21 protein-coding genes and 1 pseudogene are annotated in these 22,064 nt (G+C 62.3%); 13 read left to right on the forward strand and 9 right to left on the reverse strand.

All coding sequences use genetic code 11. The annotated features are described in order from the left end of the window. Positions 1-99 precede the first annotated feature (99 nt). The 6 genes and pseudogenes from NKJ84_RS24955 to NKJ84_RS24980 all read left to right on the forward strand — a co-directional run. Positions 100-846: pseudogene (locus NKJ84_RS24955) on the forward strand (SDR family oxidoreductase); the annotation flags it as partial. 32 nt (positions 847-878) lie between these two features. Then, complete coding sequence (locus tag NKJ84_RS24960; protein WP_352508672.1) at positions 879-1,862, forward strand: substrate-binding domain-containing protein; 984 nt, start codon at positions 879-881, stop codon at positions 1,860-1,862. A 106-nt stretch (positions 1,863-1,968) separates the two neighbouring features. Beyond that, entirely contained in the window at positions 1,969-3,489 is a 1,521-nt protein-coding gene (locus NKJ84_RS24965; RefSeq protein WP_352508673.1) for a sugar ABC transporter ATP-binding protein, read from the forward strand. A gap of 116 nt (positions 3,490-3,605) precedes the next feature. Further along, positions 3,606-4,487 (forward strand): ABC transporter permease, encoded by an 882-nt coding sequence (locus NKJ84_RS24970; protein WP_352508674.1) that lies wholly within the window; start codon positions 3,606-3,608, stop codon positions 4,485-4,487. A gap of 2 nt (positions 4,488-4,489) precedes the next feature. After that, positions 4,490-5,290, forward strand: coding sequence for a FadR/GntR family transcriptional regulator (locus tag NKJ84_RS24975; protein WP_352508675.1), 801 nt, complete (start codon positions 4,490-4,492; stop codon positions 5,288-5,290). Positions 5,291-5,295: 5 nt separating this feature from the next. Next, a complete protein-coding gene (locus tag NKJ84_RS24980) occupies positions 5,296-6,171 on the forward strand; it encodes an aldose 1-epimerase (RefSeq protein WP_352508676.1) in 876 nt (291 codons plus the stop codon). Between the two features lie 44 nt (positions 6,172-6,215). Here the strand turns inward: NKJ84_RS24980 and NKJ84_RS24985 are convergent, their stop codons facing one another. The 6 genes from NKJ84_RS24985 to NKJ84_RS25010 all read right to left on the reverse strand — a co-directional run bounded on the left by NKJ84_RS24985 (position 6,216) and on the right by NKJ84_RS25010 (position 13,660). After that, positions 6,216-6,719 (reverse strand): sarcosine oxidase subunit gamma family protein, encoded by a 504-nt coding sequence (locus tag NKJ84_RS24985; RefSeq protein WP_352508677.1) that lies wholly within the window; start codon positions 6,717-6,719, stop codon positions 6,216-6,218. Then, positions 6,712-9,666: a sarcosine oxidase subunit alpha family protein gene (locus tag NKJ84_RS24990; RefSeq protein ID WP_352508678.1), complete on the reverse strand. Its 2,955-nt coding sequence runs from the start codon at positions 9,664-9,666 to the stop codon at positions 6,712-6,714. The genes NKJ84_RS24985 and NKJ84_RS24990 overlap by 8 nt, the downstream gene beginning before the upstream one ends. After that, positions 9,663-9,959, reverse strand: a complete 297-nt coding sequence (locus tag NKJ84_RS24995) for a sarcosine oxidase subunit delta (RefSeq protein ID WP_502900920.1) — start codon at positions 9,957-9,959, stop codon at positions 9,663-9,665. The genes NKJ84_RS24990 and NKJ84_RS24995 overlap by 4 nt, the downstream gene beginning before the upstream one ends. 13 nt (positions 9,960-9,972) lie before the next feature. After that, on the reverse strand, positions 9,973-11,229 hold the full coding sequence (locus tag NKJ84_RS25000) for a sarcosine oxidase subunit beta family protein (protein ID WP_352508679.1): 1,257 nt from the start codon (positions 11,227-11,229) through the stop codon (positions 9,973-9,975). 10 nt (positions 11,230-11,239) lie between these two features. After that, the gene (locus tag NKJ84_RS25005) at positions 11,240-12,388 is read right to left on the reverse strand and encodes a M24 family metallopeptidase (protein WP_352508680.1); all 1,149 of its coding nucleotides are present in this window, start codon (positions 12,386-12,388) and stop codon (positions 11,240-11,242) included. Between the two features lie 75 nt (positions 12,389-12,463). Continuing rightward, complete coding sequence (locus NKJ84_RS25010; RefSeq protein ID WP_502899794.1) at positions 12,464-13,660, reverse strand: M24 family metallopeptidase; 1,197 nt, start codon at positions 13,658-13,660, stop codon at positions 12,464-12,466. Between the two features lie 235 nt (positions 13,661-13,895). Here NKJ84_RS25010 and ehuB point away from each other — a divergent pair, with 235 nt between their 5' ends. The 5 genes from ehuB to NKJ84_RS25035 are packed head-to-tail and all read left to right on the forward strand — an operon-like array spanning position 13,896 to position 17,706. Next, entirely contained in the window at positions 13,896-14,765 is an 870-nt protein-coding gene (ehuB, locus tag NKJ84_RS25015; protein ID WP_352476741.1) for an ectoine/hydroxyectoine ABC transporter substrate-binding protein EhuB, read from the forward strand. A gap of 55 nt (positions 14,766-14,820) precedes the next feature. Then, positions 14,821-15,549, forward strand: a complete 729-nt coding sequence (ehuC, locus tag NKJ84_RS25020) for an ectoine/hydroxyectoine ABC transporter permease subunit EhuC (protein WP_352476742.1) — start codon at positions 14,821-14,823, stop codon at positions 15,547-15,549. After that, positions 15,546-16,205, forward strand: coding sequence for an ectoine/hydroxyectoine ABC transporter permease subunit EhuD (ehuD, locus tag NKJ84_RS25025; protein WP_352508682.1), 660 nt, complete (start codon positions 15,546-15,548; stop codon positions 16,203-16,205). Before ehuC ends, ehuD begins: the two co-directional genes overlap by 4 nt. Further along, the gene (gene ehuA / locus NKJ84_RS25030) at positions 16,202-16,981 is read left to right on the forward strand and encodes an ectoine/hydroxyectoine ABC transporter ATP-binding protein EhuA (RefSeq protein ID WP_302895675.1); all 780 of its coding nucleotides are present in this window, start codon (positions 16,202-16,204) and stop codon (positions 16,979-16,981) included. The genes ehuD and ehuA overlap by 4 nt, the downstream gene beginning before the upstream one ends. Then, positions 16,978-17,706, forward strand: a complete 729-nt coding sequence (locus NKJ84_RS25035; protein ID WP_352508683.1) for a GntR family transcriptional regulator — start codon at positions 16,978-16,980, stop codon at positions 17,704-17,706. Before ehuA ends, NKJ84_RS25035 begins: the two co-directional genes overlap by 4 nt. A gap of 107 nt (positions 17,707-17,813) precedes the next feature. On the opposite strand, the gene NKJ84_RS25040 is transcribed toward NKJ84_RS25035, so the two are convergent. Next, positions 17,814-18,584 carry a helix-turn-helix domain-containing protein gene (locus NKJ84_RS25040; protein WP_352508684.1) on the reverse strand — a complete coding sequence of 257 codons (771 nt, stop codon included), beginning with the start codon at positions 18,582-18,584 and terminating at the stop codon, positions 17,814-17,816. A 272-nt stretch (positions 18,585-18,856) separates the two neighbouring features. Between NKJ84_RS25040 and NKJ84_RS25045 the strand changes: the two genes are divergently transcribed. Then, positions 18,857-19,219 (forward strand): VOC family protein, encoded by a 363-nt coding sequence (locus NKJ84_RS25045; RefSeq protein WP_352508685.1) that lies wholly within the window; start codon positions 18,857-18,859, stop codon positions 19,217-19,219. Between the two features lie 414 nt (positions 19,220-19,633). Here the strand turns inward: NKJ84_RS25045 and NKJ84_RS25050 are convergent, their stop codons facing one another. Further along, entirely contained in the window at positions 19,634-19,876 is a 243-nt protein-coding gene (locus NKJ84_RS25050) for a DUF1127 domain-containing protein (RefSeq protein ID WP_352476747.1), read from the reverse strand. A gap of 155 nt (positions 19,877-20,031) precedes the next feature. On the opposite strand from NKJ84_RS25050, the gene NKJ84_RS25055 reads away from it, so the two are divergent. Beyond that, positions 20,032-21,540 (forward strand): winged helix-turn-helix domain-containing tetratricopeptide repeat protein, encoded by a 1,509-nt coding sequence (locus tag NKJ84_RS25055; RefSeq protein WP_352508704.1) that lies wholly within the window; start codon positions 20,032-20,034, stop codon positions 21,538-21,540. Between the two features lie 31 nt (positions 21,541-21,571). Here NKJ84_RS25055 and NKJ84_RS25060 read toward each other — a convergent pair whose 3' ends face one another. Beyond that, entirely contained in the window at positions 21,572-21,964 is a 393-nt protein-coding gene (locus NKJ84_RS25060) for a GFA family protein (protein WP_352508686.1), read from the reverse strand. Positions 21,965-22,064 lie beyond the last annotated feature (100 nt).

Raw genomic sequence — 22,064 nt, forward strand, 5'->3', positions numbered from 1 at the left:
CGTCATGTGTCCGCCGCTCCGCTAAACACGGGGGCTGCGCGGCGGACACGCCGACGTCAACGCAATGCCACGCCATTTTGCAGAACTTGACGCACACAACTCGTCACGGGAGCGGGCCAGGGCATTGGTGCCGCCACCGCCCGCGCCTTTGCGATGCATGGGGCAAAGACCGTTATTGCCGAACTGAATGCGGCAAGCGGGAAAGCGATCGCCGACGAACTGCTGGCACAAGGCGCGGACGCTCTGTTCGTCGAGACTGACGTCACCGACGCATCCGCAGTCTCGGACATGGTCGCGCGGACGATCACGGCCTATGGCGGCGTCGACATTCTGGTCAACAATGCCGGTGCCAACGTCTTCTACGAACCATTGATGATGCCGGATGGGGAATGGGAGCGCTGCCTTAAGCTCGACCTCCAGGCCGCGTGGTTCTGCGCCAAGGCGGTTTTGCCGACGATGCTGGCGAAGGGCTCGGGGTCCATCGTCAACATAGCGAGCTGTCACGCCTTCCAGATCATTCCCCATACGTTCCCGTACCCGGTCGCCAAGCATGCACTTTTGGGCCTGACCCGTTCGCTGGCCATCGAATACGCCGCACGCGGTATCCGCGTGAACGCGATCGCCCCCGGCTATATCGAGACGCCGATCGCGGAAGCCTACTGGAACACATTCCCGAACCCCGCCGAGGAGAAGCGGCGAGCCTACGACCTCCATCCGCCCAAGCGTATTGGCCGGCCGGACGAGGTTGCAATGACGGCGGTTTTCCTCGCTTCGGACGAAGCGCCGTTCATAAATGCCGAGACGATCACCATCGATGGTGGGCGCTCGGTTCTCTACCACGACTAGCAACCACCAAAGAGCTCTCAGGGAGGATCTTCATGAAAACCACAACAAAGGCTTTGGCGACATTTGCGGTACTGGCTGCCGGACTGATGGGTGGCGCAGCAAGCGCAGACGAAATCAAGATCGGCTACATCAACAAGATGGGTGACCATCCATGGTTTGTCGCCGAGGTTGGCGGCGCCAGGAAAGCGGCTGAGGCGGCAGGGGCCGCATTCGTGTCGCAGGACGTTCAGTTCGACGCCAATTTGACGATCACGACCTTCGATACGATGGTCGGCGATGGTGTGAAAGGCATCGCCATCGTCGTCCCCGACAAGGCGCTGGGACCGGTCATCGCGGAGAAAGCAAAGGCCGCAAAAATTCCCTTGGTGGCGGTCGACGACGATATCTACTACCAGGATGGCACCCAGGTCCCCTATGTCGGCATGAATGCCTACAACATCGGTGCGCGGGTGGGCGAAGAGCTCGCCAAGCTCTACAAGGCCGACGGCTGGGCGGGCAAAGAGGTGCGCATCGCCTCGATCGAGGACCGCAAGGCCGACACCTGCATGCAGCGCAACAAGGGCGCGGAGGAAGCGTTCCTGAAGGCGGTGCCCGATTTCAAGCCCGGGAATATCGTGCGCGTCCCCTACGACAACACGATGGTCAACGCCATCGACGTGATGACCACCACATTGACGGCCAATCCCAGCGTCACGAACTGGATATTCTACTCATGCAACGATGATGGCGTGCTGGGTGGTGCGCGAGCACTGGAGAATGCCGGCTATACCGCAGACCAGGGCATGGGGATAGGCATCGACGGGAGCCGCGCCTGCGACGCCTTCGGATCAGGAAAGCCATCGGCATTCCGTGGCACGATGTGGCTCAACTCGGAAAATCACGGCGCGCTTGCGGTGAAGATTCTCTTGGCCTCGATCAAGGATGGAACGAAGCTGCCGGTTCAATCCTTCACCGACCCGGAATACATCACCGCCGACAATTTTGCGTCGGACTACAAAGCCAAGCTCTGCCACTGAACCGGCTACGCGTCATGCGCCGCAGGGCGCATGACGCTTTTTGGGCCGGCAGTTGTCAGCGCGCACACGCCACCGACACGGGATCGATCCTCGGGAGTGAGCTTTGATGCAATCGGATTTCTTCTCGCTCGATAGGATATCGAAACGCTTCGGCGTCGTGCAGGCGCTTGACAACGTCTCGATTGCCTTTCGGCCGGGAGAGGTGCTCGCCCTGATTGGCGAGAATGGGGCCGGCAAATCGACGATGATGCGAATTCTCGAGGGCGTGTTCGGGCCTGACAGCGGCACTGTGCGGCACGGTTCCACGCCGATCGTTTTCGGCGAACCGCGCGACAGCCATAGAGCGGGAATACGCGTCATCCATCAGGAGCCGGAGATCGTTCCGAACCTGACCGTGGCCGAGAACATTTTCGTTGGGGAACTGCCGCGGCTGGCGGGCGTCCTGCTCGACTGGCACAGGCTGGAGGAGCAGACCGATAAGGTGCTTGCGACCTTCGGCATGCAACAGGATATGCGGCCGCGGCAACTCTGCAGCACGCTCGGTCCGGCGCAGCGTCAGATGATCGAAATCATGCGCGCAATACGTGCCGGCGGCCAGTTGATCGCATTCGACGAGCCGACCTCGTCACTGACCGACGACGAAGCGCGCCGTCTGTTTTCAGTAATCCGCCGGCTGCGCGAAGAGGGCACTTCGATCGTCTACATCTCTCACCGGCTGAACGAGATCATCGACCTAGCAGACCGCATTGTCGTTTTACGGGACGGCCGGCTGGTCGATGATTCCCCCGCTGCCGGTGCCAGCGAGCAGACCATAGCCAAGCTCATGGTGGGCCGCGACATCGCCGATCTGTTTACGCGCGAGACGTGGCAATCGGGAAAACCGTTGCTGGACGTGGCGGGCCTGACCACCGACCGCGTCACCGATGTGAGCCTCAAGGTCCGCCGCGGTGAGGTGCTCGGCATCGCCGGCCTTATGGGGGCGGGCAGATCCGAACTGGCGAAGGCGATCGTCGGCTATGATCGGCGCCTCGGCGGAACCATAACGATGAATGGCGTGCCCGTTGGCTCTAACAGCCCGCATGCAGCGATCGTGGCGGGCATCGGCTTCGCCCCGGAAGACCGCAAGCACGAAGCCCTGCTGCTGTTCCGCAGCATTCTTGACAACGCTTCGCTTTGCGTGCCCGACAGGACATCGACCTTCGGCTTCTTCAACCGGCGCAAGGCGCTGGAGATTGTCTCACCGCTCGCAGCAAAGATGTCGATCAAGGCGCCTAACCTCGACGAACAGGTTTCGAAACTGTCGGGCGGCAATCAACAGAAGGTCGTTCTCGCGCGCTGGCTTGCGCGGCAGCCGATGCTTCTCCTCCTCGACGAACCGACCCGCGGCATCGACATCGGCGCCAAGGCGGAAATCTATCGCCTGGTCGATGAACTCGCCGCCAGCGGCATCGGCATAATCCTGATTTCCTCGGAAATGCCGGAACTGATCGGGCTCGCCGACAGGGTGCTCGTCATGGCTGGAGGCCGGATCACCGCCGAACTTTCCCGCCCCGACATCGACGAGGCCACGATCCTGAAACACGCAATGCCGCAATCTGTGCCATCGCTCGGAGGACAAATTCAGTGAATAGCCTTGAACTCAGGACAGCAACAGCACAAACCGACAAAAGGCGCGCGTCCTTACGCATCGCGGAGCGCATCGGCATTCACAACATAAGCCTTCTGGTTGCTCTCGCCATCCTCGTGCTCATCTTCGGCATCCTGAGAGGCGATGTGTTCTTCTCCAGCCGAAACCTGCTGAACATCGGCCTCGGCATCACCATCCTGGGCGTTCTGGCGATGAGCCAGACGGTGGTCATTGTCGCGGGCGGACTTGATATCGCCGTTGGCGCAATTGTTGGTCTGACCACAGTATCGACCGCAATGGCCATCCAGTCGACGGGCTCGCCTGCGGTGGGCATTGTTGCCGGCCTGGTCCTGGGCGGTCTTGCCGGTCTTGTGAACGGCATCATCATCACCTATGGGCGGGTCAACGCAGTCATCGCGACTCTCGGTACGATGGCGATCTTCCGCGGCGTCGCATTCATCATGTCCGATGGGCAATCGATCGCGATCTTCAGCGACACGTTCCGCTTCATCGGGATCGGGCGAATCCTCGGCCTGCCTCTGCTGATCTGGATTCTTTTGCTGACCGCGATCGTGTTCCATCTCTTCCTTGCCCGCTCGATCGTTGGCCGTAACATCTATGCCTTGGGCGGCAATCCCGTTGTCGCGCGCTTCTCCGGCATCAACATCAACCGCTACCGCGTCGGCATCTACATCATGAGTGGCGTGGCGGCCGGATTGGCCGGGATTCTGTTGGCTGCCCGTACCGGCTCGGGGCAGCCCGTATCCGGTTCCCAAGGTCTGGAACTCGAGGCCATCACAGCGGCCGTGCTGGGTGGCTGCGCTTTGCAGGGCGGGAAGGGTACGATCATCGGCGCGCTGCTGGGCGTCGCCATCATTGGCGTCCTCAACAACGGGATGATACTGACGTCCGTGCCAACCTTCTATCAGTTGCTTGCCAAGGGCTCGCTGCTGATACTTGCTGTGGTAATTGCCGAGTACCACTTGAACAGGACATGACGATGGACGCGGCGATCGCTTCGACTGGCCAGGGCAAGCAGGACATTCCTGCCGCAGATGGCACCACGTCATCGCTCAAGGATCGCATCGCACGCGATCTAGGACAGCGCATCCTCGCCGGTTCCTACGCGCAGCATTCCGTGCTGCCAACGGAAGCCGAACTTTGCGTCATCTACGGGGCGAGCCGCACTGCACTTCGCGATGCTCTTCTGACGCTTTCGGCGAAAGGATTGATCGAGGCACGCAAGCGGGCCGGGACGCGTGTGCGCGCGTCGAGCGAATGGAACAGGCTGGATGCACAGGTTCTGGAATGGATGCGCGATATCGAGCCCGATCTCGATTTCGTCCGCGGATTGATCGAGGCGCGACTGGTCATTGAACCCGCTGCCGCCCAACTTGCGGCCAAGATGGCGACGTCAGGCGATCTCGCAGTCATCGAAGCCGCCTATGAGGCCATGCGCATTGCTCCACAGGATGACCTTGCTGCGTGTCTCGATGCCGACGTCAGATTTCATACCGCCATCCTTCGTGCCAGCCGCAACCCGGTGTTCGCCAATCTCGGCAATATGCTTGCGGCCGCTCTCAGCTTCTCCTTCCGCTTGACCACATCGGCCACCGCCAATTACCAGCAGACGCTCAGCGCGCATGGCGACGTGCTGGAGGCAATTAGGATGCGCAGGGCCGACGACGCTCACGATCAGATGAAGGCGCTCATCGGGATCGCGTCGAACGACCTTCTTGCAGTGGCTCGCAAAGGCCGCCGTCAACAGCCGATCGCAGCTGCCAAGGCCGATATCCTCTGAAGCGGATGGTCGGGACGATCAAGATCAGAAGCGGAGACCTGTCTGCTGAAATCGCCCCATCGCTTGGGGCAGGTCTTGCGCGACTGGACTATGGGCGCGTGCCGCTCTTCAGGCCATGGCCGGATGGCGGGAGCAGCAAACCGTTCGACCTTGCCTGCAACCTGCTTTTGCCATGGTCAAATCGCATCTCAGGCGGCGGGTTCACATTCGACTCCAAATTCCACGAACTGCCTGCCAATGTTGCAGGCGAGCCATTTCCCATCCACGGCAACGGATTTTCCAGCGAGTGGGACGTCGACAGCGTAGCGCAGGACAACGCGAAACTGTCCCTCATCAGCAACGGGCCCGGCCCATACCGATATCGCGCCGAGGTGAGCTACGCGCTGGCCGGACAGGGGCTCGAGTTGAAGCTTCGCATCGTCAATCAGGCATCGATCAGATTGCCGTTCGGGCTTGGCATCCATCCATGGTTCCCGAGAACGGCACGAACCGCGCTTCATGCGCCGGCCTCGCAGGTTTGTCTCGAACTGCCCAACCATCTCCCCGAACGATTTGTGGATGTCAAAACCCATCCCGATTGGGATTTCGGCGCCCCAGTCGTATTGCCGAGTGGATGGATAAACAATCTGTTTGCCGGTTGGAGCGGCGTCGCCACCATATCGTGGCCGGAGCACAGTTGCAGCCTGCGGATTGAAGCTTCATCGCCCTTGAATTTCTACCTGGTCTATTCGCCATCGGACGAGAGCGACTTCTTCTGTTTTGAACCGGTCAGTCATGCTGTCGATGCTCACAATCGTGGTTCGATCGACAAATGGAATGGACTGTCGGTGCTTGCGTCTGGCGAGGGCCTAGTAGCCCGTTGCAGCTTTGCCGTCAGTTAGGCGGACCTCAGCTGCGCCCTCGAATTGGCGGATCTCGGCCAGGGCTAGCCGTCGGCGATCCAATCCGCGAGGCTGCGGGCAAAACTTCGCGGCACGATAAGTTCGCACGCGGTCTCGCCGGTGCGCAGGAAGAGCACGGACACGTGATGGAAGGATGTCAGCACGGCGCGGCCCGGAGCGGCGGCCGGCGCGTGCCAGTCGACGGCAATGCAGCCGGACAGAAGACTTGCGATACCAGGGCCGGCCATTTTCAAACGAACACGACCTTCCGCGAGGGGAACGGAACAGCCGAGATCGGGGTCGACGGCAAGCGCAGGCGCTTGCGTGCCTTCGTCGAGAGCCAGCCAGAGGCGGCGAGGTGCAACGCGGATAATTAGAAGCCCCTTGTGGCGAACCGTCTCTCCGACCGAAGCGGGAAGTTTCTTGCCCAGCGGCGCCGAGACGCTCTTTTCGAATTGCGTCAATGTCGCGTCCCAGCCCTCGATCTGGATGAGCGGACAATCTGCCACGGACAGGCTGAAATCCCGAGAAGAGGTCAAGCTAGTCATGCAGCCGTTCTCCTTGTGGATCGACGAATACCGGCGAGACAACGCGGGCGCGAACCGTTTCGGCCTTCATCGGATAAACCGCTACGACCTCGCTTCCTTCTGCCGCGACATCACCGGCAAGCAGGGCCAGCCCGACATAATGGCCGCGTTCGGGGCTGAAAGTGACGGAGGTGACGCGACCGCGCCCATGGCCATGGGGTTTCTCATCCGGCAGGAACAGGATGGCGCCGCCGCGCAGGCGTTTTCCATCCTCAATGCATTCCAGTCCGACCAGGCGCTGTCGGTTGGGGGCCTGGAGGGCAGGGCGCCGTCGCAGGACGTCGCCGACGAAGCCGCTGCGCTTGCCGGCCATGCGGCCGAGGCCGAGATCGTCGAGCGTCGTGCGCCCGTCGATCTCAGGTCCGGCGACATGGCCCTTTTCGACCCGCAGCGCGCCAAGCGCCTCCACGCCGTAGGGCTTCAGCTCGAGCAGTCTGCCGGCTTCGAGCAGACAGCTCCAGAGCTGTTCACCGGCAGTGGCGCCGACATAGATTTCGTAAGCGCGCTCGCCGGAATAACTGAGACGCAAGATGCGGAGCCCACGGCCCTCCCACTCGCTTTCGAGTAGTCCCATGTGCGGAAGTGCCTCATCGGAAACGTCAAGGGCAGGAAAAGCGGCACCGAGGATTGCGCGGCTGTTAGGCCCGGCAACCGACATTGCCGCCCATTCATCGCTGACCGAGGTGACGGCCACACGCAAATCCGGCCAGGCCGTGTCGAGCAGGAATTCGAGACGCGACAGCACATCCGCGGCCTTGGCGGTCGAGGTCGTCATGAAGAACCGGTTTTCCGCCAGCCGCGTCGTGGTGCCGTCGTCGAAGACGATACCGTCGTCGCGCAGCATGATGCCGTAGCGGGCGCGGCCTACCGCCAGTTTGGCAAAGCCGTTGGCGTAGATGCGATCGAGGAAGATTGCCGCATCCGGGCCCCGGACATCGATCTTGCCGAGCGTGGAGATGTCCATCAGCCCCGCGGCCTGGCGCACATTCCGCATTTCGGCGACATACGCGTCGTTCACGTCACGTCCCGACTGCCGGTAGAAATAGGGCCGCATCCAGAGCCCGACCTCGAGCATCTCGGCGCCGTTCGCCATGTGCCAGTCATGCATCGGCGTGCGGCGGATCGGCTTGAAATGATGGCCGATGGCGCGCCCGGCAAGCGCGCCGATGGCAACCGGCGTATAGGGCGGGCGGAAGGTCGTGGTGCCGGTCTCAGGAATCGTTGCGTTGCGCAGCGCTGCCATCGCGGCAAGTGCGGGAAAATTGCTGGTCTTGCCTTGGTCGGTGCCCATACCGAGCGTAGTGTAGCGCTTCAGGTGCTCGACCGATTCATAGCCCTCGCGATGGGCGAGCTCGATATCCCCGGTTGTCACGTCCATCTGGAAATCGACGAAGGCCTTTGCACGTCCAGCGGGCAGGGCTTCGCGAAGGACGCTCGAGCCGGTCTCACCGAGATCGAGTTTCGATGGAGCGGACACTGGTGCCGACTTGCCGCAGGAGGCTGCCGCTTCGATGCCGGCGCGATGGCCGTCCTCGATGGCAGCGACTGTCGCATAGGCTCCTATCATTGCACCGGCGCCGAACTGGCTGGCTGAAAAGATGCCCGGCACGAAGCCGTCAATGTCGTCGCGATACACAGGTTTGACACCGAGGTGTGAGGTGAGATGCACGGTTGGCGACCAGCCGCCGGAGATGCAGACCAAGTCGCAGGCGGCCGAAGATTGTCCCTCCGGACCATTGAGCGTTACGCGCCTGACGGCATGGCCGCCATGCAGGTCGACGATGCGCGTTGCGGCCCGCACCACCACGCCGAGCCGTGCGGCTTCTGCGGCAAGTGCTGCGGGCGGGACGGGGCGCAGATCGGCAATCGTCACCTCCGCGCCGGCTGCGGCATAGTCGAAGGCGGTGCGCCAGGCACCGTCATTGGTGGTAGCGACGACGATTTTCTTGCCCGGCAGGACGGCGAAACGGTTGAGATAGGTCCGGGCGGCCGAGGCAAGCATGACGCCGGGCCGGTCGTTGTTCGAGAACACCATCGGCCGCTCGATGGCGCCGGTGGCGAAAACGATCGAGCGGATGCGCAACATAGTGACCGTTTGCCGTGTCTCGCCATTCGGCTGCGGATTGGTTGGATCGCGCTGTTCGACCAGTCCAAGGACATTGCCGTCATAGCTGCCGAAAGCGGTCGTCCGCTTCATAAGCGTGATGGTTTCGAAGCCCTCCAACTCGGCCTCGGCCTGCCTCAGCCATGCGGCCGCTGCGCTGTCGGACGGTTCCGCCAGAAGCTGGCCGCCAAGCAGGAAATCCTGCTCGATCAGCGCGACCCGCGCGCCGGCCGCGGCGGCCGCCCGCGCCGCCGACAATCCCGCCGGGCCGCCGCCGACGATGGCGACATCGGCGAAGGCATGACGAACCTCGTAGTGGTCGGGATCCACGCCGGTGCCGGCTCTGCCCAGACCGGCAGCCTTGCGGATAAAGTGCTCGTAGAACATCCAGGCGCGGCGCGTCGGGCCCATGAAGGTCTTGTAGTAGAAGCCGGCGGACAGAAACGGTGCCAACAGCCCGTTGACGCTTTGCATGTCGAAGGCAAGCGATGGCCAGCGGTTCTGACTCTCCACGACCATACCGTCGGCGAGTTCCAGTGTGGTCGCCGGCAGGTTCGGCTCGCGCCTCCCGGCGGTCCCGAGCGTAACCAGCGCATTCGGCTCTTCGGGTCCGGCGGAAAAAATGCCGCGCGGGCGATGATATTTGAAGCTGCGCCCGACCAGCGTGACGCCATTGGCGAGCAGCGCGGAGGCAAGTGTGTCGCCGCGATATCCAGCCAGCTTGCGGCCGTCGAAGGTAAACTCGACCGGCTGCTCGCGAATGATGCGGGCACCCACCGACAGCCGTTTGCGGTTTGAACTCATGCCGGTGACTTCCTGAGAGTTGATTTCCTGGCCCGCAATTTTCTAGCGAAGTCGACGGCTGCGATGGCATGGTTGCGGGTGTCGCGTTCGACCACCAGCCATTGGCGGCAACCGGTCACGTGCTGCCAGAATTCACGGTGCGGGCCGGCCGGGTTTGTCCTGATATAGACGTAGCGGTACCAGGCCTCCGGATCGGGATCGTCATGGGCCGGACGCTTGACCGAGGCATCGCCGCCATAGCGGAACTCGTCATGATCGCGCGGGCCGCAGCAGGGGCATTCGATGCGCAGCATTTTGTCCTGCCTCCTATTGCAGCCAGGCGGAAGGGCCGGCGCCGGCCTCATCGAGCGTGTGGCCGGTGCGGAAACGATCGAGCCCGTAGGCCGCGATCAAGGGATGCGGCTTGCCGGTGGCAATCGTGTGGGCGAAGCACCAGCCGGAAGCCGGCGTCGCCTTGAAGCCGCCATAGCACCAGCCGCCGTTGAGATAGAGACCCTCGATCGGCGTCGGGCAGATGATCGGGCTGGCATCGGGGGTCATGTCCATGAGGCCGCCCCAATGGCGAAGCAGACGGACGCGCGAAATGCACGGCATCAATGCGATCGCGGCCTCCGCCACTTCGCGCACGACGCCGAGATTGCCGCGCTGGGCATAGGAATTATAGCCGTCGAGATTGCCGCCGAAGACCAACCCCCCCTTGTCCGACTGGCTGACGTAGAAATGGTCGGCGCCATAGGCGACGACGTGATCTACCAGCGGCTTCAGCGGCTCGGTTACGAAAGCTTGCAGCACATGGCTTTCGATCGGCAATTCAAGCCCAGTCTTGGCGCCGAGCACGGACGTGTGGCCAGCAACCGCGAGGCCGACCTTGCCGGCGCCGATCCGGCCTTTCGTCGTTTCGACGCCGACGATCCTGTCGCCGTCACGGACAAAGCCTGTCACATCGCAGTTCTGGATGATGTCGACGCCATGGCTGTCGGCGGCACGCGCATAGCCCCAGGCGACGGCGTCGTGGCGTGCCGTGCCCGCGCGGCCCTGAAAGATGGCGCCATGGATCGGGAAGCGGGCGGTGTCGGAAAAATCGAGATAGGGCACCAGCCGGCGCACGTCTTCGCGGCCGACGATGTCGGCGTCGATGCCGTTCAGCCGCATGACGTTGGCGCGGTGGCTGAAACCGTCGAGCTGATCGGCCGAATGCGCCGTGACGAGTTGACCGCGCTGGGAGAACATCACGTTGAAATTCAGCGCCTGAGACATGTCCTCCCAAAGCTTCATCGAGAATTCGTAGAACTGGGTGTTGCCGTCGAGCAGGTAGTTGGAGCGGATGACGGTGGTGTTGCGGCCGACATTGCCGCCGCCGACATAACCCTTTTCGAGCACCGCGACGTCACGGATGCCGTGGTTCTCGGCGAGGTAGAAGGCGGTGGCGAGGCCGTGTCCGCCGCCGCCAATAACGATCACGTCATAGGACGATTTTGGCTCCGCGGCCCGCCAGGCTCGCTGCCAGTTCTTCTGGCCTGACAGCGCGTTGCGGAAAACCGAAAATGCCGAGTAGCGCGCCATGTGTGCAGGCCTATCGAATGATCGGGCCGGCCGGCGTGCGGGTAAGCACTTCGGCGCCCGCATCGGTCAACAGCACCGTGTTGGAGACGAAGTCATTGCCGCGACCAGTGCCCATCAGCCACGACAGGATGTGGAAGCTCATCCCGGTTTGGATCTCGAGGTCGGAATCGTGTCGCAAGCCGGTCACCGAATTGCCGCCGGTCCATGACGGCGGCTGGCCGGCGCCGACCAGGTAACCGCAGTGATGGCGGCGATAGTGGGAAAGACCGGCCTCGTCGGCGACGGCCTGCCAGGCGGCGTAGACATCGCGCGCCTTGGCGCCCGGCCGTAGCGCCTCGACGACCGCGTTGAACGCCTTGGCGGTCACCTCCGCCATTGTGGCGTCTTCATCGCTGATGTGGCCTATGCGAACGAGCCGGCCGAGCGGGGCGTGGTAGCGCGAGATGCACCCGGACAGTTCGACAAAGACGGGCTCGCCCTTGCGGTAGATCCCGTCGCCCCAGGTTGTGTGCTCTTCACCCAGGCGCGCGGCCGGGCGGATGAACGGTCCGAAGCCCGGCGCATGACCGCCGGCGCGGATCATTGCCGCAACACATTGGGCGGCGACCTCCTGTTCGGAAGCGCCATCGGAGATCGCCGCGATCGCGGCACCGGCGGCGGCGTCCGTCACTTGTGCCGCCCGCCGCATCAGCGCCTGTTCTTCGGCGCTTTTCACCCGCCGCATTTTGTCGATCAGACCGGAGACATCGCTCCACTTTGCATCGGCTTGCATCTGGAGTGCCACGGCAAGTCCATGGCTAAGGCCGGCTGTCCAGTATTCGAGGCCGATCCGCTTGCCGGATAGGCCGAGCTCTGCCAGCACCCGCGCGGCAAGGTCGGCCGCCGTTTCGCTGTCGGAATGGCCACGGAATTCCGCTGCCTTCACCTGCTTCTCGATTGTCACCTTCTCCATCGAGCGGGTGACCAGAACAGGTTTTTCCCGGAGCGGGACAATCAGCAGGTGAGGGGCAAAATACCCCCAGTGATCAAGCCCGGTGAGATAGAAGACGTTCTCCGGCGAGGCAAACACCGCCGCGTCGAGCTCGCGCTCAACCAGTGCAGTACGGACCTTTGCCAGCCGGCCTGCGATTTCGGCTTCGGAAAAAGGATTGCGGTCCATCGGGCGTCCTCGTGCTTGTTGCCGGCTTGCTGGCGGGCATGGTCTTTTTCGGCAGGCGGTTTCCCGGCCCCCATGTCAGTCGATGACGATGAGTTCGCGCGCCACATCGCAGAGGCGTTCGCCGCCGCGTTCCGTGACGACGAACGATTCCGAGATGGCGATGCCGAAATCGTCGAGCCAGACGCCGGCCATGAAATGGAAGCACATCCCAGGCTGCATCTCGGTAGTATCGCCCGGACGAAGGCTTGCGGTGCGTTCACCCCAATCGGGCGGATATGCGAGCCCGACCGGATAGCCGACGCGGCTGTCTTTCTTCAGCCCGTTCCGTCGCAGGACTGCCTGCCAGGCGGCTTCCACCTGTTCGGCGGTGTTGCCGGGGCGCGCGTTCTCGAGGCCAGCGTCGACGCCCTCGACGATCGCCTTGGCCATGTCGAGCATGGCTTGCGGCGGCTTGCCGAAATGTACCGTCCGGGTCAGCGCCGCATGGTAGCGGCGGCGCACGCCGGCGATCTCCAGAATGGCGAGGCCGCTGTCCGGCAGCGGCGCGTCGGACCACGTCAGGTGCGGCGTGCTAGTGCCCTCGCCAACGGGCATCAGCGGACAGATCGCGGCATAGTCGCCGCCTGATCCGGGCACGCCCATGATCTGCGCGTGATAGATTTCCGCAATGGCGTGGTTCTGAGGCACACCGGGCCGCATTTTCTCGATGGCACGGTTCATGGCATGCGTGCAGATCGCACCCGCCTCGCGGATCAGCACCAGCTCGGCTTCGGATTTGATCAGCCGCGCCCAGTTGACGAGATCGTGGTTGTTGGCGAAGTGCGCGTCGGGCAGTCCCTCGACAAGGTGGGCGTGGCAGCGCGCAGTGTAATAATGCGCGTCCATCTCGACGCCGATACTGGCCTTTTCCCAGCCGCGCGACCGGATCAGTCGGGCGAGTTCGTCATAGGGGTGTTCGACGGGCTGCTGCACCAGCCGCTCCGAGAACGGCACGATGTTTGTCTCCGGCAGGCCGGTTGTCAGGCGCGCGCTCTTGGCATCCTGCGCCCTGCCGAACCAGATCGGCCGATCCTCCTCCAGATGGACGAGGACGCACTGCGGAACATAGAACGACCATCCATCATAGCCGGTCAGCCAGCACATGTTGGCTGGATCCTGACAGACGATGAGATCGAAGCCGGCTTTTTGCATGCGTGTCTTCACGCCGGCGAGACGCTGCCCATACTCCGCTTGCGTGAATGTCCCGAACCCGTTCGCGGTCGCCACCGAAATCCTGCCTTCCAGGTACGCCGCTTGCCCTTTGATCAACATGGGCAAATAGGCCAAATTGTGCACAACTCGACGTCAATTTGTTGGCTAACTACGAATTACCGCCGAATTTTCATGGTTTCTATATCTCAGCTTGCGAAATGTCTAGGGCAGTTGTATACGTCTTATCAAGCAGGCGTCGACCTCGAAGAAGGCCGCGCCCTGGGAACCATCCACAGTTGTCCAATGGGAGAAAAGCATGCTCAATTCATCAATATCGCGCCGCATGGTCGTGAAAGCGGCTGCCTGCATCGCGCTCGCCGCGACGTCATTGACGTCGCTATCCGCTCACGCGGAAACCACCCTCGAACGGGCCAAGAAGGACGGCTACATCCGCGTCGGTTTCGCCAACGAGGCGCCGTTCGGTTACGCCACGCCTGACGGCAAGCTGACCGGCGAGGCGCCGGAAGTCGCCAAGGCGGTGCTCGCCAAGATGGGCATACCGCAGGTCGACGGTGTTTTGACCGAATTCGGCTCGCTCATTCCAGGTCTCAAGGCCGGCCGCTTCGACATCATCGCCGCCGGCATGTTCATCACTCCGAAGCGCTGCGCCGAGATCAACTACTCCGAGCCGTCCTACGGCATCGGCGAGGCTATGCTGGTGGCAAAAGGCAATCCGAAAGGCATCAAGGATTTTTCCAGCATCAAGGATAATCCGGATCTCAAGCTTGCCGTGATGGCCGGCGCCGTCGAAGGCGGCTTCGCCAAGGAAGCGGGCGTTGCCAGTGGGCAGATTGTCTCCTTGCCCGACCAGTCCAGCCTGGTCGCGGCCGTCCAGTCGGGCCGCGCCGACGCTGCTGCGCTGACCGCTCTTTCGATCGCCGATATGGCCAAGAAAGCCGACGGCGTCGAATCGACCAAGCCCTTCGGCGAGGTTGCCGGCAAATCGGTGAAAGGTCATGGCGGCTTCGGCTTCCGCAAGGAAGACACCGACCTGCAGCAGGCGTTCAACGCCGAGCTGAAGAAGTTCATCGGTTCGCCGGAGCATATTGCGCTGGTCGAGCCGCTCGGCTTCGGCAAGGACTACCTCCCCAACAAGACCACCGCGGAGCTTTGCGCGGGCAAGTAGGTTCCCAACTGCTGGCGGCGCGAAAGCGCCGCCCTTTTTTCTCCGGGGGAATCGCATGGGTATCCGTACGCTCGTTGCCATGCTGGTCATCGCGCTCGTCGTGATCGGCGCCTTGGCAACACAGGAAAGCTATCGAGTGTTCATGCCGGGGCTGCTGCAAGGCGCGGTCCTGACAATCGAGATCGCCGTCCTCGGCAGCCTGCTCGCAATCGTCATGGGCGTGCTTGCAGCACTTGCACGGATGTATGGCCCGACGCCGCTCAGATGGCTGGCCACGGTCTATGTCGAGATCTTCCGCGGAACGTCGGCATTGGTACAATTGTTCTGGCTGTTTTTCGTGCTGCCGCAATTCGGCGTCACGATCAACGCTTTCGTGGTGGCAGTCCTGGCACTCGGCCTGAACGTCGGTGCCTACGGGTCGGAGGTCGTGCGTGGTGCGATCCTTTCGGTCGCTCGCGGCCAGTGGGAGGCATGTACGGCATTGAACATGAGCCGGCCACAGATGTTGCGCCGGATCATCCTGCCGCAGGCCTTTGTGGCGATGATCCCGCCCTGGGGCAACCTGTTCATCGAGCTTCTGAAATCGACAGCGCTTGTGTCGCTGATCACGCTTTCCGACCTCGCCTTCAAGGCGCAGCAAATGAACCAGAATACGTTCAAGACCATTCCGATCTTCACACTTGTCCTTTTGATGTACCTGGCAATGTCGCTGGTTCTGACCATCGGCATGCGGCTTCTCGAAAGGCGGGCATCGATCGGACTGGCGCGAGGGAAGGCAGCATGATTTGGGACTGGGCATTTGCTTTTGAAATCCTGCCGGTGCTCGCCCGCGCGGCCATCGTCTCCATCGAGGCGACGCTGGTCGGCTTTGCACTTGCCGCCTCGCTTGGCCTGGTGCTGGCCGTCGTCCGTATCGCCGTGCCGTGGACCGGCTGGACAATTTCGGTGCTGGTCGAACTGATCCGTTCGACCCCGCTGCTTATCCAGATATTCTTTCTCTATTTCGTCTTTCCGAAATTCGGTGTCGTGCTCGACGCCTTCACCGCCGGGGTGCTGGCCATCGGCATCCACTATGCCGCCTATTGCTCCGAGGTCTATCGCGCCGGTTTCGACAACATCCCTCGCGGCCAGTGGGAAGCCTCGATCGCACTTAATCTTTCGGCCTGGACAACGTTCCGCGACATCATCATTCCGCAGGCGATTCCGCCGATCGTTCCGGCGCTCGGCAACTATCTGGTTGCCTTGTTCAAGGAGACGCCATTGCTGTCCGCAATCGCCGTGCTGGAGCTGATGCAGACGGCCAAGATCATTGGCTCCGAAACCTTCCGCTACACCGAGCCGATGACGCTGGTCGGTCTGTTCTTCCTTGCCATGAGCCTGGTTTCTGCTGCGCTCATTCGCTCCCTCGAAGGCCTGCTCAACCGGAGGACCATGCGATGACGGAACAACCGATGGTTCGCTTCGACAATGTATCGAAACGCTACGGCACGTTAACCGTTCTCGACGGGCTTAATCTGGAAATAGCACGCGGCGAAAAGGTCTCCATCATCGGCCCGTCCGGCTCCGGCAAGACGACGGTGCTGCGCATGCTGATGACGCTGGAGACGATCAATGACGGTGTCATCTGGGTTGAAGGCGAGCCGCTGACCCATATGGAGAGGAACGGCAAACTTGTTCCCGCCGATCTCGCCCACATCCGCAAGATCCGCGCCAAGATCGGCATGGTGTTCCAGTCGTTCAACCTGTTCCCGCACATGACGGCGATGCAGAACTGCATCGAGGCACCGATAACCGTGCTAGGCATGAAGCGGGCCGATGCGGAGGCGCGTGCCGCCGAACTGCTCGACATGGTCGGCTTATCGGATAAGAAGGACCACTATCCCTCGCAGCTCTCGGGTGGTCAGCAGCAGCGTGTCGCCATCGCACGCGCTTGCGCCATGCGGCCCAAGATCATGCTGTTCGACGAGGTGACCTCGGCCCTGGACCCCGAACTCGTTGGCGAAGTGCTTGAAGTCATCCGAAAACTTGGTAGGGAGCATGACCTCACCATGCTGATGGTCACCCACCAGATGGGATTTGCCAAGGAATTCTCCGATCGCGTCTGCTTTTTCCACGCGGGCAAGATCTGCGAGCAAGGGCCGCCAGGCGAGTTGTTCGGCACCCCCAAGAACGAGCGGACACGGCAGTTCCTGCACGCTGTCCTGGAGGCTGGATGACGCTTGAGACAGATGCCACGCCCACAGCCGTGACCGCCGCGCCGCCACGTCCGCTCTCGGCCCGGGAGCGATTTGAACGCATTTACCGGATACTGCGCGACCGCATCTGCCTGCTCGATTATGCGCCGGGAAGCCATCTGTCCGAGGAAGAACTTGCCCAGGAATTCCAGATCAGCCGCACGCCGGTCCGGCGTGTCCTGGCGCGTCTCGAATCCGAGGGTCTGGTTCAATCCGTCCACGGCGTCGGCACGATCGTCACCGATGTCGATATCGAGGAATTGCAGCAGGTCTATCATTTGCGCCTGGAGCTGGCGCTCCTCGTCGGCAAGCTTTCGCCGATCCCGCGCACGGCGGACGATCTCGACCGGATACGGGCGCTCATCGCGCGTTGCGATGCCGATATACTCAATCCCGACCAGCGCGCTTTCCTGTGCCTCAACATGGATTTTTTCTACGAGCTCACGGCGATGACCGGCAACCAGCCGCTGCGCGAGATCAGCGAGCGCCTGTATTTTCAGGTCGCGCGCGTCGTCCTGAAGATGATGCCGCAATTGGGCCTTGTCGAGGAGTTCACCGCGTTCCGCCGCGAAATGGAAGAGGTCCTTGCCGCCGCCGAGATCGGTGACTGGGAGTCCATAGGGCACATAAGGCGGGCGCATATCTCAATGAGCTTTCGCCGCATGATGCGTCATGCAGGCGAGGCCAATCTGGATGGAGCAACATAGGCAGCCCCTCGGGGTTGTGCTGGCCGCCAAGGTCGGCGACAGCGATAGTCAAAACCGAATGTGCGGTTTCATAGCAGTCTCCTCTGGTCGAAGAACGCGCCGAGAATTCACTGGCAGTGCAGCAGATGATGAATCTGTCGCGGGGTGTTTCCCGTCAGGCGGCGGCTCTCGCGGACAAGATGCGCCTGGTCGGAATAGCCCGCTTCGGCCGCCAGCATGGCGGTGGAGCTGCTGGAGCGGCTCGAAAGCCGCAGAAAGCGCTGGTAGCGGAGGATACGGTCAAGCGTCTTGGGGCCATAGCCGAAGCTCGTGTCGAAGCGCCGGCGCAACGTCCTTTCGCTCATCTCGAGCGCGCGCATCAACCAAGGGACGAGCGGCGCGTCGGGTGGCGGCCCGCGCTCGATCAAACGATATGCCGCCTGCATGGGAACGTCGGTCGCGGGCGCGGGCACCTCCTCGGCGACGACCTGTTGGAGAGAGCAGGCCAGATCCTCGAGACTGTCGCCGGGGCGCACGCGGCTGGCGAGGCGGCGGGCTCGCGCCCCCCACAAATCGTCGAGCGACAGCCTCTTGCCGACCAGCTCGATTTGCGGCACGCCGAGCCATGCCGCCGCCGCGGCAGGATGGAAGCGCAAGCCGATCACGACCTCGTCCGCCGCTAGAACCTCGGTCTGCGGTTCCTTGTGAGGGCCGGCAATTCGGAAGCTGCCTCCGATCCATTGCAAATCGATCGTCGTGTCGGGCATGATGACGATTGGCGGTGAGCCCGCCGGGTCCATTCGATGCACCCACACCGAAGCAAAGCTCCCGCGAAGCCGCGCCGACGCTGGACGTTGCTGAAATGAACCCGTTGCCTGCGCTGGGACGGGATCGCTCATCTCGCTCCCCTTCGGATTAGCGGCGGTGAACCTACGGCGCAGCGGCTGCGCCCGGCCGTCGCTCGAGACAACGTCTTCCAATCGAGAACGGTTGCAAGAATCGGTTGTTTTCTTCCGGCCGGAACGAAGAGGGCAGGTGGAGGGCGATGCCACGTGCATCGCCATCGGCAGCGCCGTGTGCGGCTCATACGTCAATGGCCGTTCTGTTCAATAAGGCAAGCGAGATGCGTGCTTATCTTTCGGCGTCGTACATCACATGAGAGGTATGCGTCATGAGCAACAAAAACGACCAACGGATCGACTACGTCGAATTCAACGTGAAAGACATTCAGCGGTCACGCGACTTCTACGGAAAGGCGTTCGGCTGGACCTTCACCGACTACGGCCCGCAATATTGCGAGTTCAACGACGGGCGCTTGTCAGGTGGCTTTGCTGCTGGCCCAGCGAGGTCCGGAGGAGGCCCGCTCGTCATTCTCTATGCCGATGACCTGCCGGGAACGGTCAAGCGTGTCGAGGAAGCGGGAGGCAAGATCGTCAGGCCGATTTATGGGTTCCCCGATGGCCGGCGCTTTCATTTCGCGGACCCGGACGGTTACGAGCTAGCGGTTTACACCGAAGATGGCAGCAATGAATGATCGCGTTCCTCCCACCTCGGGTTGGTTTTGCTCGGCGGCGTCTTGATTTGGGAGGGCGCCGAGCATGTCCTCAGATTCCGGGCGATTGCAGCGTCCCTGGCCGGGCGGGGCTTCCTGCTCCCAAGCCTCTTCTCGCGGCCGGATCGTTTGCCTCGCAACGGCCTTGGTGGACCCTTTCCCGCCGCGGCCTTGGCCGTATTCACCATTACGGCGTCGTTCATGGCGCTCAACTTCTGGCCTACAGCGGCGATGAACGCGAAGCGCTTCGTACCGGCTTCACCAATGTTGCCGTCTTGGGCGGGTTGATTGTCGCCGCGACCACTAGCCTGTGATCATCATTTCGGGGCGGCGGCTTCGTCCTCATCTGCAATCAGCCGCTGGTCGTTGGTGATCCGGTGTTGTTGCAGCATCCGCCTATCGCTGCCAGAAGGGCAGCTTGGCGATCTCTTCCTCGGCCTGTCGCCTCGTCAGACCGATATCGTCGATCAGATGGGGATTGGTCTGCGCCAATCGCTTGAGATCCCAGCGAAAGCGTGTCGGCTCGCGCCAGGCCGCGATAATGCTTCGCAGCGTCGCCAGGCTGTAGCGCCGAGGCGATGCTTCCGCCGGCCGCGTTGCCTCAAGCGGGGCCGAGGCAAAGGTGGGAATATCGTTCATGGCAACCTCCATATGGTTTGAGGGGGCCCATACGATTTTGGGAGTGTGGGGCCCTCGACCTGAAAGAGGCTGAATTCTGCAGGATACGAACCGCGCCGTAATTAAGCTCTCCCAAATAGTTCTCAAAACTTGCAAACGGGCTATAGATGCGCCGTATGCAGGGATCGCGCTTTGCCTTTGGTCCGTTCGTGCTTGATCCGGGTGCGGGAACGCTTATTCGGAACGATGTCCCCGTTGCCGTTAGCTACCGCGGGCTAAAGCTGCTTGCGGCGCTCGTCGGACGGTCCGGCGAAATCCTTGAAAAGGCTGAGTTGATGGACGCGGCGTGGCCGGGTACAGCCGTCGAGGAAGGCAACCTAACCGTCCAGATCGCGCTGCTGCGGAAGCTGCTTGGCCCGGCCGCCGACGGCGGTGAATGGATCGCCACGGTTCCGCGCGTCGGCTACCGCTTCACGGGAGCCGTCGAACAGCTCGGCGTCGCGAAGCGAAAACCTTTGCCGCTGCCCGACAAACCATCGATAGCCGTGCTGCCCTTCGTCAATGTCAGCAACGATCCCGAGCAGGAATCCTTCGCGGATGGGTTGACCGAAGACCTGATCACCGACTTATCCAGGATCTCCGGCCTGTTCGTCATCGCACGCAACTCGGCCTTTGCCTACAAAGGAAAGGCGATGGACGTGCGCGGGATCGCTGAGGACTTTGGCGTGCGCTACCTGCTGGAGGGTAGCGCAAGGCGCGCCGCAGGGCACGTGCGCATCAACGCACAACTGGTCGACGCGGTGAGTGGCGATCATGTATGGGCGGAACGCTTCGATCGCAGCCTGGAAGATATTTTTGCCGTTCAGGACGAGGTTACCGGCAAGATCGTCGAGGCGTTACTCGGCCGGCTGCGTGCACCGCCGCCGCGCAATCGGCCCCAAAATCTCGAGGCCTACGATCTCTGCGTGCGAGCGCGCAAGCTGATGGATGATTCGCCGCAGACGGCGCAGGAAGCGCATCTGATGCTCACCCGCGCGGTTTCGCTCGATCCGGAATATGCCGAGGCCTATCGCTGGCTTGCCATGAACCACTGGATGGGATGGGTGCATTCCGGCGGACCAACCGAAACATCCCGTAGCGCTGCTTTGGAACTCGCGCGCAAAGCCGTGGCGATCGACCCCAACGATGCCGGCTGCCGCTGGGTTTTGGCTTACCTGCTTGCCTACGAGCGCAGCTTCGCCGAGGCGGATGCGGAATTCGCCAAGGCGATCGAGCTTGACCCGAACGAGGCCGATGCCTGGGCGGCATTGTCCGACATCGCGGTCCTGGCCGGACGGGTCGAGGAGGGTCTTGAGCACATTCGCAAGGCGTTCCGGCTGAATCCGTTTCCGGCAAGTTGGTATTATCTCGCGCTCGGCCAAGCGCAATATGCAGCCGGCGAATACGAATCCGCTATCAAGACACTGCGCAGGGACGAGACCTATCGTACAAGCTCTCGCCGTTTCCTGGCGGCAAGCCTTGCCCAACTCGGCCGGCTCGACGAGGCGCGCGCAGAGGTCGAACTGTTTCTCGTCGGCAACCCGCATTTCACAACCCGCCACTGGGCGGCGACGGAGCCATTCCGCGACGCTGCGACGCTTGAGCATTTCGTTGACGGCTTCCGTAAGGCCGGCCTTCCGGAGTGACGCGCGGGCGCCGTCGCACGGTTCGTGCGACCTATTCCTCAAAGCGACCCGTGGCGTCACGATCGCGCTCGTATCGTCTCGTGAGCGGAAACGGCGGCAACCAGGACTCGCGACGGATGATCCAGCTTTCGTAAGTTGGCATCAGTTGGTCAGGCGCGTCCAGGGATCCGAGGTTCACTTCGACTTCGTCGGCGGTGCGGGCGAAAACGGTCGAGCCGCAGCGGGGACAGAAAAACCGCCCGGCATAGTCGCGTGTTTCGCCGTCGATCGTCACCGCATCTTCGGGAAATATCGCGGAAGCGTGAAAAAGGGCTCCATGATGCTTGCGGCAGTCGAGACAGTGACAAAGGCCGACCCGGTATGGGCGTCCCGAAGCGACAATTCGGACGTTCCCGCACAGGCACCCGCCGGTGAATCGGTCCATGCTGCGTCTCCTCCAAAATCAAGCGGCCGGAATGGTTACAACGACCGGCACTGTTGTTGCAATCGCCGCCGCGGGCGGGGACATGTCGTTCTTCCGTGGC

The sequence above is a fragment of the Mesorhizobium sp. M0048 genome, assembly GCF_040323405.1.
GTDB lineage: Bacteria > Pseudomonadota > Alphaproteobacteria > Rhizobiales > Rhizobiaceae > Mesorhizobium.

What these genes read in the sequence shown, in the direction of transcription:
- NKJ84_RS25000 (WP_352508679.1), bottom strand. Translation starts at nt 11,229, where the DNA reads ATGGCGCGCTACTCGGCATTTTCGGTTTTCCGCAACGCGCTGTCAGGC.
- ehuD (WP_352508682.1), top strand. Translation starts at nt 15,546, where the DNA reads ATGATTTGGGACTGGGCATTTGCTTTTGAAATCCTGCCGGTGCTCGCC.
- NKJ84_RS24965 (WP_352508673.1), top strand. Translation starts at nt 1,969, where the DNA reads ATGCAATCGGATTTCTTCTCGCTCGATAGGATATCGAAACGCTTCGGC.
- NKJ84_RS25055 (WP_352508704.1), top strand. Translation starts at nt 20,032, where the DNA reads ATGCAGGGATCGCGCTTTGCCTTTGGTCCGTTCGTGCTTGATCCGGGT.
- NKJ84_RS24980 (WP_352508676.1), top strand. Translation starts at nt 5,296, where the DNA reads ATGGTCGGGACGATCAAGATCAGAAGCGGAGACCTGTCTGCTGAAATC.
- ehuA (WP_302895675.1), top strand. Translation starts at nt 16,202, where the DNA reads ATGACGGAACAACCGATGGTTCGCTTCGACAATGTATCGAAACGCTAC.
- NKJ84_RS25005 (WP_352508680.1), bottom strand. Translation starts at nt 12,388, where the DNA reads ATGGACCGCAATCCTTTTTCCGAAGCCGAAATCGCAGGCCGGCTGGCA.
- NKJ84_RS24990 (WP_352508678.1), bottom strand. Translation starts at nt 9,666, where the DNA reads ATGAGTTCAAACCGCAAACGGCTGTCGGTGGGTGCCCGCATCATTCGC.
- NKJ84_RS24995 (WP_502900920.1), bottom strand. Translation starts at nt 9,959, where the DNA reads ATGCTGCGCATCGAATGCCCCTGCTGCGGCCCGCGCGATCATGACGAG.
- NKJ84_RS24975 (WP_352508675.1), top strand. Translation starts at nt 4,490, where the DNA reads ATGGACGCGGCGATCGCTTCGACTGGCCAGGGCAAGCAGGACATTCCT.
- NKJ84_RS25045 (WP_352508685.1), top strand. Translation starts at nt 18,857, where the DNA reads ATGAGCAACAAAAACGACCAACGGATCGACTACGTCGAATTCAACGTG.
- NKJ84_RS24985 (WP_352508677.1), bottom strand. Translation starts at nt 6,719, where the DNA reads ATGACTAGCTTGACCTCTTCTCGGGATTTCAGCCTGTCCGTGGCAGAT.
- ehuB (WP_352476741.1), top strand. Translation starts at nt 13,896, where the DNA reads ATGCTCAATTCATCAATATCGCGCCGCATGGTCGTGAAAGCGGCTGCC.
- NKJ84_RS24960 (WP_352508672.1), top strand. Translation starts at nt 879, where the DNA reads ATGAAAACCACAACAAAGGCTTTGGCGACATTTGCGGTACTGGCTGCC.
- NKJ84_RS25050 (WP_352476747.1), bottom strand. Translation starts at nt 19,876, where the DNA reads ATGAACGATATTCCCACCTTTGCCTCGGCCCCGCTTGAGGCAACGCGG.
- NKJ84_RS25060 (WP_352508686.1), bottom strand. Translation starts at nt 21,964, where the DNA reads ATGGACCGATTCACCGGCGGGTGCCTGTGCGGGAACGTCCGAATTGTC.
- NKJ84_RS25035 (WP_352508683.1), top strand. Translation starts at nt 16,978, where the DNA reads ATGACGCTTGAGACAGATGCCACGCCCACAGCCGTGACCGCCGCGCCG.
- NKJ84_RS25040 (WP_352508684.1), bottom strand. Translation starts at nt 18,584, where the DNA reads ATGAGCGATCCCGTCCCAGCGCAGGCAACGGGTTCATTTCAGCAACGT.
- ehuC (WP_352476742.1), top strand. Translation starts at nt 14,821, where the DNA reads ATGGGTATCCGTACGCTCGTTGCCATGCTGGTCATCGCGCTCGTCGTG.